Source organism: Pseudomonas sp. A-1 (genome assembly GCF_004801855.1).
Classification (GTDB): Bacteria; Pseudomonadota; Gammaproteobacteria; order Pseudomonadales; family Pseudomonadaceae; genus Geopseudomonas.
Genome location: NZ_SSTC01000011.1, coordinates 30,002 through 44,441, shown reverse-complemented (window position 1 = coordinate 44,441; position 14,440 = coordinate 30,002). Strand labels below are relative to the sequence as shown.

General features: G+C 68.8%; 14 protein-coding genes. 13 read left to right on the top strand and 1 reads right to left on the bottom strand.

What is annotated here, in order from left to right; all coding sequences use genetic code 11:
• Positions 1-156 precede the first annotated feature (156 nt).
• The 13 genes from E5198_RS03780 to E5198_RS03720 all read left to right on the top strand — a co-directional run bounded on the left by E5198_RS03780 (position 157) and on the right by E5198_RS03720 (position 14,228).
• Entirely contained in the window at positions 157-1,281 is a 1,125-nt protein-coding gene (locus E5198_RS03780; RefSeq protein ID WP_136488684.1) for a Re/Si-specific NAD(P)(+) transhydrogenase subunit alpha, read from the top strand.
• A gap of 36 nt (positions 1,282-1,317) precedes the next feature.
• Positions 1,318-1,632: an NAD(P) transhydrogenase subunit alpha gene (locus E5198_RS03775; protein ID WP_136488683.1), complete on the top strand. Its 315-nt coding sequence runs from the start codon at positions 1,318-1,320 to the stop codon at positions 1,630-1,632.
• A gap of 1 nt (position 1,633) precedes the next feature.
• Entirely contained in the window at positions 1,634-3,085 is a 1,452-nt protein-coding gene (locus tag E5198_RS03770) for an NAD(P)(+) transhydrogenase (Re/Si-specific) subunit beta (RefSeq protein WP_136488682.1), read from the top strand.
• Positions 3,086-3,420: 335 nt separating this feature from the next.
• A complete protein-coding gene (locus E5198_RS03765) occupies positions 3,421-4,758 on the top strand; it encodes a Rieske 2Fe-2S domain-containing protein (RefSeq protein ID WP_136488681.1) in 1,338 nt (445 codons plus the stop codon).
• Between the two features lie 61 nt (positions 4,759-4,819).
• On the top strand, positions 4,820-5,683 hold the full coding sequence (locus E5198_RS03760) for an alpha/beta fold hydrolase (protein ID WP_136488680.1): 864 nt from the start codon (positions 4,820-4,822) through the stop codon (positions 5,681-5,683).
• Positions 5,680-7,083 carry an amidase gene (locus E5198_RS03755; protein WP_136488679.1) on the top strand — a complete coding sequence of 468 codons (1,404 nt, stop codon included), beginning with the start codon at positions 5,680-5,682 and terminating at the stop codon, positions 7,081-7,083. Before E5198_RS03760 ends, E5198_RS03755 begins: the two co-directional genes overlap by 4 nt.
• A gap of 291 nt (positions 7,084-7,374) precedes the next feature.
• Positions 7,375-8,403: a ring-hydroxylating dioxygenase ferredoxin reductase family protein gene (locus E5198_RS03750; protein ID WP_136488678.1), complete on the top strand. Its 1,029-nt coding sequence runs from the start codon at positions 7,375-7,377 to the stop codon at positions 8,401-8,403.
• A 10-nt stretch (positions 8,404-8,413) separates the two neighbouring features.
• Complete coding sequence (locus E5198_RS03745) at positions 8,414-9,739, top strand: M20 family metallopeptidase (protein ID WP_136488677.1); 1,326 nt, start codon at positions 8,414-8,416, stop codon at positions 9,737-9,739.
• Between the two features lie 14 nt (positions 9,740-9,753).
• Positions 9,754-10,515, top strand: a complete 762-nt coding sequence (locus E5198_RS03740) for an aspartate/glutamate racemase family protein (RefSeq protein ID WP_136488676.1) — start codon at positions 9,754-9,756, stop codon at positions 10,513-10,515.
• On the top strand, positions 10,512-11,960 hold the full coding sequence (gene iaaH / locus E5198_RS03735; protein ID WP_136488675.1) for an indoleacetamide hydrolase: 1,449 nt from the start codon (positions 10,512-10,514) through the stop codon (positions 11,958-11,960). Before E5198_RS03740 ends, iaaH begins: the two co-directional genes overlap by 4 nt.
• A 20-nt stretch (positions 11,961-11,980) precedes the next feature.
• Positions 11,981-12,940, top strand: coding sequence for a VOC family protein (locus E5198_RS03730; protein ID WP_136488674.1), 960 nt, complete (start codon positions 11,981-11,983; stop codon positions 12,938-12,940).
• On the top strand, positions 12,937-13,794 hold the full coding sequence (locus E5198_RS03725; protein ID WP_136488673.1) for an alpha/beta fold hydrolase: 858 nt from the start codon (positions 12,937-12,939) through the stop codon (positions 13,792-13,794). The genes E5198_RS03730 and E5198_RS03725 overlap by 4 nt, the downstream gene beginning before the upstream one ends.
• Positions 13,791-14,228, top strand: a complete 438-nt coding sequence (locus tag E5198_RS03720; protein ID WP_136488672.1) for a lipocalin-like domain-containing protein — start codon at positions 13,791-13,793, stop codon at positions 14,226-14,228. Before E5198_RS03725 ends, E5198_RS03720 begins: the two co-directional genes overlap by 4 nt.
• Before the next feature lies 1 nt (position 14,229).
• Here E5198_RS03720 and E5198_RS03715 read toward each other — a convergent pair whose 3' ends face one another.
• Positions 14,230-14,439: a hypothetical protein gene (locus tag E5198_RS03715; protein WP_178084041.1), complete on the bottom strand. Its 210-nt coding sequence runs from the start codon at positions 14,437-14,439 to the stop codon at positions 14,230-14,232.
• Between the last annotated feature and the right edge of the window lies 1 nt (position 14,440).

The following is a 14,440-nucleotide window of genomic DNA, read 5'->3' as shown; positions in this document are numbered from 1 at the left end:
TCTGGGGCCTATGTGGGGGATTTGTTTATCTGTGATTCGGGGCGCGCTGAGTCCATTTTTTCGCGCCTTTCGGAGAAATCCCTGATATATAAAATAGATAAACGTAATAACCCTTCAGGCTGCTGGTGAAAGTTATATTGCCATGGAGGTTTGCCTGTGCAGATCGGAATCCCTTTCGAGACCCACGCCGGGGAGACCCGCGTGGCTGCCACGCCGGAAACGGTCAAGAAACTCATCGCCCAGGGCCACCAGGTCATCGTGCAGAGCGGTGCCGGCGGTGCCGCCAGCATCCCCGACGATGCCTACGCCGCCGTCGGCGCCCACCTCGGCGATGCCGCGGCGGCCCTCGGCGCCGCCCTGGTGCTCAAGGTCGCCGCACCCAGCCCGGACGAACTGGCCCTGATGCAATCCGGCGCCGTGCTGGTCGGCATGCTAAACCCGTTCGACAGCGCCAACATCGCGCGCATGGCCGAACACGGCATCACCGCCTTCGCCCTCGAGGCTGCGCCGCGCACCTCGCGCGCGCAGAGCCTCGACGTGCTGTCCTCGCAGGCCAACATCGCCGGCTACAAGGCCGTGCTGCTGGCCGCCCACCACTACCCGCGCTTCATGCCGATGCTGATGACCGCCGCCGGCACCGTGAAGGCCGCCCGCGTGCTGGTGCTCGGCGCCGGCGTCGCCGGCCTGCAGGCGATCGCCACCGCCAAGCGTCTCGGTGCGGTGATCGAGGCCTCGGACGTGCGTCCGGCGGTCAAGGAGCAGATCGAGTCGCTGGGCGCCAAGTTCGTCGACGTGCCGTTCGAGACCGACGAGGAGCGCGAGTGCGCCGAGGGCGTCGGCGGCTACGCGCGGCCGATGCCGGCGTCGTGGATGGAGCGTCAGGCCAAGGCGGTGCACGAGCGCGCCAGGCAGGCCGACATCGTCATCACCACCGCGCTGATTCCGGGCCGCAAGGCGCCGACCCTGCTCCACGAGGCCACCGTCGCCGCGATGAAGCCGGGCTCTGTGGTCATCGACCTGGCCGCGGCCCAAGGCGGCAACTGCCCGCTGAGCGTCGCCGATCAGGTGGTGGTGCGCCATGGTGTGACCCTGGTCGGCCACAGCAACCTGGCCGCGCTGGTGCCGGCGGATGCCTCGGCGCTTTACGCACGCAACCTGCTGGACTTCCTCAAGCTGGTCATCGACGGCGAAGGCAAGTTCCACCTCAACCGCGAAGACGACATCGTCGCCGCCTGCCTGATGTGCGAAGGCGGCCAGCTGGTCCGCCGCAACGCCGCCTGATTCCGCCCAGCGACTCCAATTACAAGGACAACAACCATGGACCCGATCTCCGACGGTCTCTACAACCTGATCATCTTCGTGCTGGCGATCTACGTCGGCTACCACGTGGTGTGGAACGTCACCCCCGCGCTGCACACCCCGCTGATGGCGGTGACCAACGCCATTTCCGCCATCGTCATCGTCGGCGCCATGCTGGCCGCCGCGCTGACCGAAACCGGCCTGGGCAAGACCATGGGCACCCTGGCCGTGGCCCTGGCCGCAGTCAACGTGTTCGGCGGCTTCCTGGTCACCCGACGCATGCTGGAAATGTTCAAGAAGAAGACGCCGAAGGCGCAGGCCGAGGCGCACTGAGATGAGCATGAACCTGATCACCCTGCTCTACCTGGTCGCCTCGGTGTGCTTCATCCAGGCACTGAAAGGGCTGTCCCACCCGACCACTTCGCAGCGCGGCAACCTGTTCGGCATGGCCGGCATGGCTATCGCCGTGTGCACCACCGTGGCGCTGATCTACAAGCTCGCCGCCCAGGCCGGCAGCGACGCCGGCATCGCCTACGTGCTGGTCGGCCTGCAGCTCGGCGGCGCGGCCGGCACCCTCATGGCCAAGCGCGTCGAGATGACCAAGATGCCCGAACTGGTCGCCTTCATGCACAGCATGATCGGTCTGGCCGCGGTGTTCATCGCCATTGCGGCGGTGGTCGAACCGCAGTCGCTGGGCATCGTCGCCGCGATCAGCGACCCGATCCCGGCCGGCAACCGCCTGGAGCTGTTCCTCGGTGCGGCCATCGGCGCCATCACCTTCTCCGGTTCGGTGATCGCCTTCGGCAAGCTGGCCGGCGGTTCGGTGTTCGGCTGGAAGTTCCGCCTGTTCCAGGGTGCCCCGGTGACCTTCGCCGGCCAGCACTGGCTGAACCTGGCGGTCGGCCTGGCGATCCTCGGCCTGGGCCTGGCGTTCACCTTCACCGGCAACCTGACCGCGTTCGCCGTGCTGGTGGCGCTGGCCTTCGTGATCGGCGTGCTGATCATCATCCCGATCGGCGGCGCCGACATGCCGGTGGTGGTGTCGATGCTCAACAGCTACTCGGGCTGGGCGGCGGCCGGCATCGGCTTCTCGCTGAACAACTCGATGCTGATCGTCGCCGGCAGCCTGGTCGGTTCCTCGGGTGCGATCCTCTCCTACATCATGTGCAAGGCGATGAACCGCTCGTTCTTCAACGTGATCCTCGGCGGCTTCGGTGCCGAGGCCGGCGCCAGCGCCGCGGCTGGCAGCCAGGAGCAGCGCCCGGTGAAGAGCGGCTCGGCGGATGATGCCGCGTTCATGCTCGGCAACGCCGACAGCGTGATCATCGTCCCCGGCTACGGCCTGGCGGTGGCGCGCGCCCAGCACGCGCTGATGGAGCTGACCGAGAAGCTGACCCACCGCGGCATCACCGTGAAGTACGCCATCCACCCGGTGGCCGGGCGCATGCCGGGGCACATGAACGTGCTGCTCGCCGAGGCCGAGGTGCCCTACGAGCAGGTGTTCGAGATGGACGACATCAACGCCGAGTTCGCCCAGACCGACGTGGTGCTGGTGCTCGGCGCCAACGACGTGGTCAACCCGGCGGCGAAGACCGACCCGCACTCGCCGATCGCCGGCATGCCGATCCTCGAGGCGTACAAGGCGCGCACCGTGATCGTCAACAAGCGCTCGATGGCCAGCGGCTACGCGGGCCTGGACAACGAACTGTTCTACATGGACAAATCGATGATGGTGTTCGGCGACGCCAAGAAGGTCATCGAGGACATGCTCAAGGCGGTCGAGTAATGTGAGTTGCCCTGCTGCACATCTTATTTATTCGTGCAGCCCTTCCTCCACGGTCGCAGCAGGCGACCGTTTTTTGCTTTTCCATCGGATTGATGGAGATAGAGTTGAAAGCAAAGTGAGGGAATTGAAGATCGTAAAGCATCCAATCAGTCTACTTAGTTGGCTGCGTGCGTTTTGATTGCACAGGAATTAGGTTAATCCCCCGCTTTATTTTGCGCTGCCGGGATAACCGCTTCGGCCATTGGAGTGCTAGGAGTTCGCCCCCTTTTTAGTATGATTTTTACAGCTGCCAAATTAGGCGATACCACTGTCAAGTCTGCCTTTGAGGAGTGCCAATGTCCGAACAGCCCAGCATCCGCCGTCGCCAGGTCAAGAACGGTATCAGCGATGCCCGTGCCAACAACGCCAAGGCCCAGAGCCAATACCAGCCGTACAAGGACGCTGCCTGGGGCTTCATCAACCACTGGTATCCGGCCCTGTTCACCCATGAGCTGGGCGAGGATCAGGTCCAGGGCATCCAGATCTGCGGCATCCCGATCGTCCTGCGCCGCGTCGACGGCAAGGTGTTCGCCCTCAAGGACCAGTGCCTGCACCGTGGCGTGCGCCTGTCCGAGAAGCCAATGTGTTTCAACAAGAGCACCATCTCCTGCTGGTACCACGGTTTCACCTTCGATCTGGAAAGCGGCAAGCTGGCGACCATCGTCGCCAACCCGGACGACAAGCTGATAGGCACCACTGGCATCACCACCTATCCGGTGCATGAGGTGGCCGGGATGATCTTCGTCTTCGTCCGCGAAGACGACTTCCCGGAAGAGGACGTTCCGCCGCTGGCCAATGATCTGCCGTTTCGCTTCCCGGAGCGCAGCGAGCAGTTCCCGCACCCGCTGTGGCCGGCCTCGCCCAGCGTGCTGGACGACAATGCGGTGGTTCACGGCATGCACCGCACCGGCTTCGGCAACTGGCGGATTGCCTGTGAGAATGGTTTCGACAACGCGCACATCCTGGTGCACAAGGACAACTCCATAGTCCATGCCATGGACTGGGTGCTGCCGCTCGGCTTGGTGCCGACTGGCGACGACTGCATCAGCGTGGTCGAGGAGGAGGGCGGGCCCAGGGGGCTGATGCAGTGGCTGTTCACCGACAAGTGGGCACCGATCCTCGAGAACCAGGAGTTGGGCCTTAAGGTGGAAGGCCTCAAGGGTCGCCACTACCGTACCTCGGTGGTTCTGCCCGGCGTGCTGATGGTGGAGAACTGGCCGGAAGAGCACGTGGCGCAGTACGAGTGGTACGTGCCGATCACTGACGACACGCACGAGTACTGGGAAATCCTGGTGCGCGTGTGTCTCACCGACGAAGACCGCAAGAAGTTCAAGTACCGCTACGACCATATGTACAAGCCGCTGTGCCTGCACGGATTCAACGACTGCGACCTGTACGCCCGTGAGGCCATGCAGAACTTCTATTCCGACGGTACCGGCTGGGACGATGAGCAACTGGTGGCCACCGACGTCTCGCCGATCAGTTGGCGCAAGCTGGCCTCGCGCTGGAACCGCGGCATCGCTAAGCCCGGCCGCGGTGTAAAGGGCGCGATCAAGGACAGCAGCCTGATCTTCAAGGAAACCGCAGACGGTCACCGTCCCGGCTACAAGGTCCGGCAGATCGTCGACGAGTGATATCCGACCCCAGGCATGCCGCGCTGAGGCGTGTCATGTCACCTTCCGCAGGGAAATTCCGATGCACAACCTAGCCCTTCCCCCCAGCCGTTTCGTCACGGTGGACGGCGTGCGCCTGCACTACCTTCTGGTCGACGGCCCCGCCGACCGCCTGCCGGTGATCTTCACCCACGGAGGCGGCCCCGGCAGCACCGCGTGGAGCAACTTCCGCCTGAGCGCGCAGGCCTTCGCCGCGCGCCACACCTGCTACTTCCTCGACTTCGCCCAGTTCGGCGGCTCCGACATGGTGCCGATCGAAGGGCCGGCGCTCGGCTGGCACGCGCGCAAGCTGCTGGGCTTCATGGACGAGCTGGGCATCGCGCGCGCCCATCTGGTCAACCAGTCGTTCGGCGGCTGCGTGGCGATCCGCCTCGCCGTCGACCACCCCGAGCGGGTCGGCCGCCTGCTGCTGATCGGTTCGCAGCCAGTGGCGCGCGGCGTGCTGCAGCCGCTGCCGCTGTTCAGCAAGCACGCCGCGACCCTGCTCTCCGATTATTACCTGGCCGACGGCGGACCGAGCCTGGCCAAGATGCGCGAGCTGATCTGCCGCTACGAGCTGCACGACGACGCCAGGCTCGACGAGGAGACCCTGCGCCTGCGCTACGAGGCCAGCGCCAATCCCGCGCTGCTCGAGCTGCTCAGGACCCCCGGCGCCTTCGGCGAGTGGGAGGATCTCATCGCGGTGTTCGCCCGGGTGCAGGCACCGACGCTGATTCTCTGGGGGCTGCACGACTGGTTCGGCGGCATCGACGTGCCGATGCTGATGCTCAACCAGTTCGCCGACGCGCGCCTGCACGTCATGGGCAACGCCGCCCACCACCTGCAGAGCGAGTGTCCGGACGAATTCAACGCCGTGGCGACGGCCTTCATCGGAGGCTACGTATGAATACCGCCAGCGATCTGCACTACCTGGAGATGCACGAACTGTCGCTGCTGATCCGTACGCGCAAGCTGTCGCCGGTCGAGGTCGCCGAGGCCCAGCTGGCGCGCATCGAGCGCCTCGACGGCGCGCTGCACAGCTACGCCCACGTGGCGGCCGAGCAGGCCATGGCGCAGGCGCGCCAGGCCGAACAGGAGCTGATGCGCGGCCAGTGCCGCAGCCCGCTGCACGGCATCCCGCTGGCGGTGAAGGACCTGTTCCATACCGCCGGCATCCCCACCGCGGCGGGCATGGCGATCCACCGCGAGTTCATTCCGCAGGAGGACGCCACCGTGGTGACGCGCCTGCGCGAGGCGGGCAGCGTGCTGCTCGGCAAGCTGCAGATGACCGAGGGCGCCTTCGCCACCCACCACCCGGCGTTCGCCGCGCCGGTCAATCCGTGGGGCGCCGGGCACTGGGCCGGCGCCTCGTCCAGCGGCTGCGGCGTGGCCACCGCCGCCGGGCTGTGCTACGCCTCGCTGGGCACCGACAGCGGCGGCTCGATCCGCTTCCCCTGCGCGGCCAACGGCCTGACCGGCCTCAAGCCGACCTGGGGGCGGGTCAGCCGCCACGGCGCCTTCGAGCTGGCCGCCAGCCTCGACCACGTCGGGCCGATGACCCGCAGCGCGCGCGACGCGCTGTTCCTGCTGTCGACCATCGCCGGCCACGATCCGCTGGACCCCACCTCGCTGCCCAGCGTGTGCCTGGAGATTCCCGGCATCGAGGACTCGTTCCGCGGCCTGCGCGTTGGCATCGACGAGGTCTGGCTGAGCGAGGGCGTCGACGAGGAGATCGTCGAGGCGCTCGACGAGGTGCTGACGATGATCCGCGCCGGCGGCGGCAGCCTGGTGCGCGTGCGAATGCCGGACACCCGCGCGGTGAGCGCCAACTGGGAGAGGCACTGCGGCGTGCAGACCGCGGTGGCGCACGCCGCCACCTACCCGAGCCGCGCCGCCGACTACGGCCCGGCGCTGAGCCGGCTGATCGACGGCGGGCGGGCGCTGTCCGGCATGGACTACCAGCGCGTGCTGCTCGACGCCCAGCGCTTCCACGGCGAGCTGGAGTGCGTGCTCAGCGAGGTCGACCTGCTGCTCGCGCCGGTGCAGCCGTTCGCCGCGCCGACCCACGCACAGCTCGGCGCGCTGGCCCAGGACCCGGAGGCCAACCGCCGGCTGATCCAGTTCACCGCGCCGTTCAATGTCTCCGGCCACCCGTGCCTGAGCCTGCCGATCGGCTTCACCACCAGCGGTCTGCCCATCGGCGGCCAGTTCATCGCCGGCAAGGGCGGGGAGGGCGTGCTGTGCCGCGCCGGCATGGCGCTGCAGAAGGTCAGCGACTGGCACAGGGTTCGTCCCGGCAGCTTCTGATACGGACTGCCCTTCTTGCCCGTACCGTTTCGGTACGGGCTTTTTTTTTGCCCGCGATTCCTTCCGCCGCGCCCGCAGTCGCTGCCCCGCGCGATATCCGACCACGGCAGCAGGAATTTGCACTGGCGGGATAAGCCGGTAACTCGCGGGAGCGCCCGCCCGGGAGTCGCTTCCTATGATCGGGGCAAGTCAGCAGCAACCGGGCGGGCCGTTCCAGCCGCCTTCCAATCCGGGTGCCCAGCACGCCACCGCTGCTGGTCGCCGATGCCTGTAAGACGGAGGCAACCGATCATGAAAGACGCAATCCACCAGGTCACCGTGAATTTCGCCGACGGCGTCAGCCGCAGCTTCGCCGTGCCCGCCGAGGCCAGCATCCTCGATGCCGCCATCGAGGCGGAGATTCCGCTGCTCTACCAGTGCCGCTCGGGCGGCTGTTCCAGCTGCATGGCCCAGCTCGCCGAAGGCGACGCGCGCACCCGGCCCGGCGCCAGCTCGTCGCTGCTGGCCAGCGAGTACGCCGCCGGCCAGCGCCTGCTGTGCCTGTGCCAGGCGCAGTCGGACTGCACCTTCAGCGTGCCCTACGGCAGCGAGGTCGGCGCCGGCGTGGCCCGCGAGGTGCACGCCTTCATCGATTCCATCGAGCGCATCGCCGTCAACGTGGTGCGCCTGACCCTGGAGCTTGCCGACGGCGACTGGCTGGAGTTCCGCCCCGGCCAGTTCGTGCAGATCGAGGTGCCCGGCTTCGGCGTGCTGCGCAGCTACTCGCCGTCCAGCACCCTGGCCGACCTGCCCAGGCTGCAGCTGCTGGTGCGCCTGCTGCCGGGCGGGGCGATGTCCAGCTACCTGGAGGAGAAGGCCCAGGTCGAGGACGTGCTGACCCTGCGCGGCCCCTACGGCGCGTTCTTCCTGCGCGAGGAGCACAGGCGCGCGCCGCACATCTTCGTCGCCGGCGGCACGGGCCTCGCGCCGATCCTGTCGATGATCGACAGCCTGCGCCAGAACGGCGGCAAGAAGCCGCCGATGCTGCTCAGCTTCGGCTGCGCCACCCCGGAGGTGCTGTTCGGTCTTGACGACATCGAGCTGCGCCAGCAGTGGCTGCCGAGCCTCGAGGCGCGCATCTGCGTCGACCGCGAGCCGACCGCCGGCCTGCACCACGGCAGCCCGGTCAGCGCCCTGCGCGAAGGCGACGTGGTCAGCCCGGATACCGTCGCCTACCTGTGCGGCCCGCAGCCGATGATCGACGCCGCCACCGCACGGCTGATCGAGCTGGGCGTCGCGCCGCAAAACATCTTCAGCGAACAGTTCGTGGCCAGCCACTGAGGAGATCCCCATGCAACCGACCGTTTCCGTGCCGTTCTCGGCCGAGCAGATGATGTGGTACGAGCAGGCCTGCGCGCGCATCGACCCCAAGCGCCTGCAGTACCTGCTGTTCGACCTGACCAACATCCACAGCCCGACCGGCGCGGCCGGCGCGGCCAGCCAGTTCATGGCCCGCCACCTGGAGTCGGTCGGCCTGTCCGCCCGCTACCAGCCGATGAGCGCGACCAGCGGCAACGTGCTGGCCGAGCGCCGCGGCAGCGGCGGCGGCGCCAGCGTGCTGCTCTACGCGCCGATCGACACCCACCTGGAGGGCGACGAGAGCCAGGAAATCCTCACCGGCAAGGCGCCCGAGGCTGACATGCAGCCCTCGGCGCGGATGATCGACGACTGGGTGTTCGGCCTCGGCGCCTCCAACCCCAAGGGCATGGTCGCCACCCTCACCGAGGTGGCCACCGCGCTGATCGAGGCCGGGGTGCCGCTGGTCGGCGACCTGCTGGTCGGCATGGCCGACGGCGGCATGCCGGTGGACATCGCCGGGCGCGATCACGCCGGCATGTCCAACGGCGTGTTTCACCTGCTCAACCGCGGCGGCTCGCCGGACTTCGCGGTGATCATGAAACCGTGGAACTGGGTCTACCACGAGGAACCGGGCATGGCCTGGTTCAAGCTGCGGGTGCACGGCACCCTCGGCTATGCCGGCGTGCCGCGCGACATTCCGGGCTTTCGCAGCTCGGTGGTGCCGGCGGCCACGGTGATCCAGGAGCTGGAGCGCTGGATCATCGACTACGCCGAGCGCAACACCTCCGGGCAGATCAAGCCGCACGGCTGGATCGCCGGGGTGCGCGGTGGCGATGTGCAGCGCCCGGCCTTCCCCTCGGCGGTCACCGAGATCTTCTTCGACGTGCGGGTCAACCCGCGCAGCAGCCCGGCCGAGGTGAAGGCGCAGTTCGCCGCCTTCGTCCGCGAGCTGCAGACGCAGCGTCCCGAGCTGGAGCTGGACTGGGAGATGTACGGCTCGGTTGCCGGCGGCAGCACCGATCCGCACAACTGGATCATCCAGTCGGCCCGGCGCGGCTGGGAGCACATCGAGCACCGCCCGCACGGCCAGGCCGACCTGCTCGGCGGGCAGACCGACGGCGCCGCGCTGCGCCGCCTGGGCATCCCCACCGCGCGCATCGGCTGGCCGTGGCCGGCGCAGGGTGCGCCGCTGCCGGTGGCCGAGGGCCTCGGCGGCATGGGCGCCACCTACGTCCCCGACCTGATCCCCTGCGCGAAGAAGATCATGTACGCGCTGATCGACACCCTGACCCGCCCGCGCCACGAACTGGGTCTGTAAGGAGCGCCGCCACGATGCGCAAGCGCATCAAGATGATCTTCCCGGTGCCGATGAGCGAGGCGACCCGCCCGCTGGTGGAGTCGCAGCTGCCGCCGGAGCTGATCCGCCCGGACATCGAGGTCAGCTTCGTCGGCGCCGGTCAGGTGCTGACCCTGGCTGACAGCTACTACGACATGGCGATCATGGAGCAGGCGGTGATCGCCGCCGGCCTCCAGGCCGAGGCGGAGGGCTTCGACGCGGTGTGCATCAACACCGTCAGCGACTCCGGTCTCGCCGCGCTGCGTGCGCGCCTGAGCGTCCCGGTGCTGGCGCCGGGGCAGGGCGCCTTCCACCTGGCCAGCATGCTCGGCCACAGGTTCAGCATCCTGACCATGTGGCCACGCTGGTTCCCGCTGTACCGCAAGACCCTCAAGGAATATGGCCTGGAGGCGCGGCTGGCGTCGATCCGCGCCATCGACGTGCGCCCGGACACCGAGGCGCTGCTGCAGGGCAAGGAGGAAGTGGTGTTCGGCCGCCTGCTCGAGGAGGCGCAGCGCGCCATCGCCGAGGACGGCGCCGACGTGATCGTGCTCGGCTCGACCACCATGCACCAGTCGCACGCCTTCCTCGCCGAGCGCCTGCCGGTGCCGGTGCTCAACCCCGGCCAGGTCGCCTACAAGCTCTGCGAGCTGTTCCTCGATCTGGGCCTGACGCACAGCAAGCTCGCCTATCCGAGTCCCGAGGCGTTCAAGGACGCCGCCTTCGATGCCTTCTCCGCTGCCGGGAGCTGCCGATGAAACTGCCCCTGTTCGCGCAGGCTGCCTGCGCCACCGACCTGACCATCGCCGAGGCGCTCGACGCCTTCCGCACGGGGCGCCTGAGCAGCCGCCAGCTGGTCGAGGCCTGTCTCGCCCGCGCCGAGGCCGGCCGCGAGCTGAACGCCTTCGTCACCCTCGACGCACAGGGCGCGCTGGCCGCCGCCGATGCCGCCGACGCCGCGCGCCGTGCCGGCCTGCCGCTCAAGCCGCTGGCCGGCATCCCCATCGTGGTCAAGGACAACATCCACGCCGCCGGCCTGCCGGCCACCGCCGGCACCCCGGCGCTGGCCGACTTCGTGCCGGGCGAGGACGCACCGAGCCTGCGTCCGCTGCGCGAGGCCGGCGCCATCGTGCTGGGCAAGACCAACATGCACGAGCTGGCCTTCGGCGCCACCGGCTACAACCCGGCGTTCAACACCGGCGAGCTGCTCGGCGTGCGCAACCCCTACGACTTCACCCGCATCGCCGGCGGCTCGTCCTCCGGCAGCGCGGCGGCCCTCGGTGCGCGCATGGCGCTGGCCGCGCTGGGTACCGACACCGGCGGCTCGATGCGCATTCCCTGCGCGCTGAACGGCTGCGCCTCGCTGCGCCCCAGCCACGGCCGCTACTCGGGGCGCGGGGTAATCCCCATTGCGCCGAGCCGCGACACCGTGGGGCCGATGGCGCTGTGCATGGCCGACGTCGCCCTGCTCGACGGCCTGATCAGCGGCGAGGCCGCGCTGCCGCCGGTGACCCTGGCCGGCCTGCGCCTGGGCATCGCACCGGGCTTCTGGCGCGACCTCGACGCCGACACCCGCGCGGTCGCCGAGGCGGCGCTGGAGCGGCTGCGCGCGGCCGGGGTGACCCAGGTGGAGGTTGGCGAGGAGCGCCTGCAGGAACTCACCCAGCCGATCGGCACGCTGGTGGTGATCCACGAGGCCCGCCCGGCGATGGAGGACTGGCTGCGCGAGCAGGGCCCCGGCATCGGCATCGACGAACTGGCGCGCGGCATCGCCAGCCCGGACGTGCAGACGATCTACCAGCAGCTGGTGCTGCCGGGCCGGGTGCCCGGCGCCGACGGCCTGGTCGACTCCGCGCCGCTGTACGCGGCGGCCATGGCCAGCGGCCGTCCGGCGCTGCAGGCGCACTACGCCGAGCTGTTCGCGCGCCACGCGCTGGACGCCTTCATCTTCCCGACCACCCCGCTGGTGGCGCCGCTGGCCGGCGCCGAGGTCAACGAGCCGGCCTGCTTCGAGCGGCTGATCCGCAACACCGAGCCGTCCGCCAGCGCCGGCCTGCCGGGTATCCAGCTGCCGGCCGGCCTCGGCGCCACCAGCGGCCTGCCGGTCGGCCTGGAGCTGGACGGCCCGGCCGGCAGCGACCGCCGCCTGCTGGCCATCGGCATCGCCCTGGAAACGGTGCTGGGCCGCATCCCCCGCGCCTGAAACCATTGGAGAACAGACAGATGATCAAGGCACTGAGTTACGTGGTGGTGCACACCCCGCACCTGGCGGAGTGGCTGAAGATGGCCGGCGAGCACATCGGCATGCAGGTCGAGATCGTGCAGCCGGGCGCGTGTGCGCGGCTGCGCGTGGACGAGAAGGCCCAGCGCTTCGTGCTGCAGGCCGTCGACGGCGAGTCCTCGATGGTCATGGGCCTGGAGGCCAGCGATGCGGCCGCCTTCGCCGAGGCACGCCAGGCGCTGCAGGAGGCCGGCTACCAGACCCACCAAGGCAGCCGCGCCGAGTGCGAGCTGCGCGCAGTGGACGACCTGTTCCACTTCAACGATCCGGACGGCTGCCGCGTCGAGGTCGCCTTGGGCCTGCAGGATGCCGCCACGCCCTTCGTCCCCGGCCGCCCGCTGGGCGGCTTCCGCACCGGCGAGCTGGGCCTCGGCCACGTCGCCTTCATCACGCCGAAGTTCGAGGAGATGTGCCGCCTGTACAAGGATGTGCTGCAGTTCCGCCTCAGCGACTACACCAGCGTGCCGTTCCGCGTCGAGTTCCTCCACGTCAACCCGCGCCACCACACCCTGGGCATCGCCTACACCGGCGGACCGCGCAAGCTGTACCACCTGATGATCGAGTACAACGACTTCGACGACCTCGGCCGCGCCCATGACCTGGCGCTGGAGAATCCCGACTCCATCGGCGTCACCTTCGGCCGCCACATCAACGACCACATGACCTCGTTCTACCTGAAGAACCCCGACGACTGGATGCTCGAGCTGGGCTGGGCGGGACGCACCATCGGCCCCGACTGGCAGGTGGAAGAGCTGTCCGGCATGAGCCTGTGGGGTCACGACCGCACCTGGCTGCCGGCCGACAAGCGCGAGCATGCCCGGCAGATTCTCAAGGACCTGTCCAAGCGCGGCCTGCGCGCCCCCGTAGTAACCAACAGCCAAACCGCCAAGGTGAGCCAATGACGACCCTCAACACCGGCGCCTCCCCGGAGGTGGCCAACAGCCTCCAGGTCGGCGACTGCACGATCAACTACCACGACCGCGGCCAGGGCGAAGCCATCCTGCTGATCCACGGCTCCGGTCCCGGCGTCACCGCCTGGGCCAACTGGCGCGGGGTGATCCCGGCGCTCGCCGAGAAGGCGCGGGTGATCGCCCCCGACATGCTCGGCTTCGGCTACACCCGCTGCCCGATGGACCGTCCGCTCGACCCGCAGGCCTGGGTGGCGCAACTGGTCGGCCTGCTCGATGCGCTGGACATCCCCAGGGTGGCGGTGGTCGGCAACTCCTTCGGCGGCGCCATCGCCCTGGCCTTCGCCCTGCGCCATCCCGAGCGGGTCAGCCGCCTGGTGCTGATGGGCTCGGCGGGCCTGTCGTTCCCGCTCACCGAAGGGCTGGACAAGGTGTGGGGCTACCAGCCGTCGCTGCAGGCGATGCGCGAGCTGATGCAGGTGTTCGCCTGGGACCACGGCATCATCACCGACGACCTGGTGCGCATGCGCTATGAGGCGAGCATCCGCGACGACGTGCAGAGCCGCTTCGCCCAGCTGTTCCCGGCGCCGCGCCAGCAGGGCATCGAGCTGCTCGCGGTGGACGAGGCAGCGCTGCGCCAGCTGCCGCAGCCGACCCTGATCATCCATGGCCGCGACGACCAGGTGATCCCGCTGGAGGCTTCCGAGCGGCTGCTCCGCCTGATCCCCCACGCCCAGCTGCACGTGTTCGGCGAGTGCGGCCACTGGGTGCAGATCGAGAAGGCCGCCGACTTCACCCGACTGCTCATCGACTTTTTGTGTTCCGGCCGCGAGGAGAACCAGGCATGAACAAGGAAACCATCCGCGGACGCTGGAACATCCTGTCCTGGGAACAGCTGTACGACGACGGCCGCGTGGTCCATCCGATGGGCACCGACCTGGAGGGCTTCATCGAGTACGGCCCCTACGGCATGTTCTGCGTGATCGCCAGGAAGGACCGCGAGGCCTTCACCACCGGCGGCCAGTGGTCGGCCAGCGACGCCGAGAAGGCCGCCGCCTACGGCAGCTACCTGACCTACGCCGGGCCCTACGACGTCGAGGGCGACACCGTCCGCCACCACGTGCGCCACAGCCTGTTCCCCAACTGGGAAGGCGGCTCGCAGAAGCGCGTCGCGGTGCTGGACGGCGGCGTGCTGTCGCTCACCGCGCGCCTGGAGGAGGGCACCCCGGAGGCGCGCACCGCCAAGCTGGTGTGGACCCGCGCGTTGCCGGCCAGCGCCTGAGTCACTCCGCCAGACGCCGGCGCAGGTAGGCCAGCAGCACATCCAGGGTGGTGAGCTGCTGGTAGTCGGCCTCGGGGATGTTCACCCCGAGGCGCTGGTGCAGGGCGGCGAGGAAGCGCAGCCATCGAGGTTGACCTCGCCGCGCAGTGGGCGGCAGCTCGGCGTTGTAGGCGGCGAGCCAGTCCAGCGCCGCGGCGATGGCCTGGCCCATG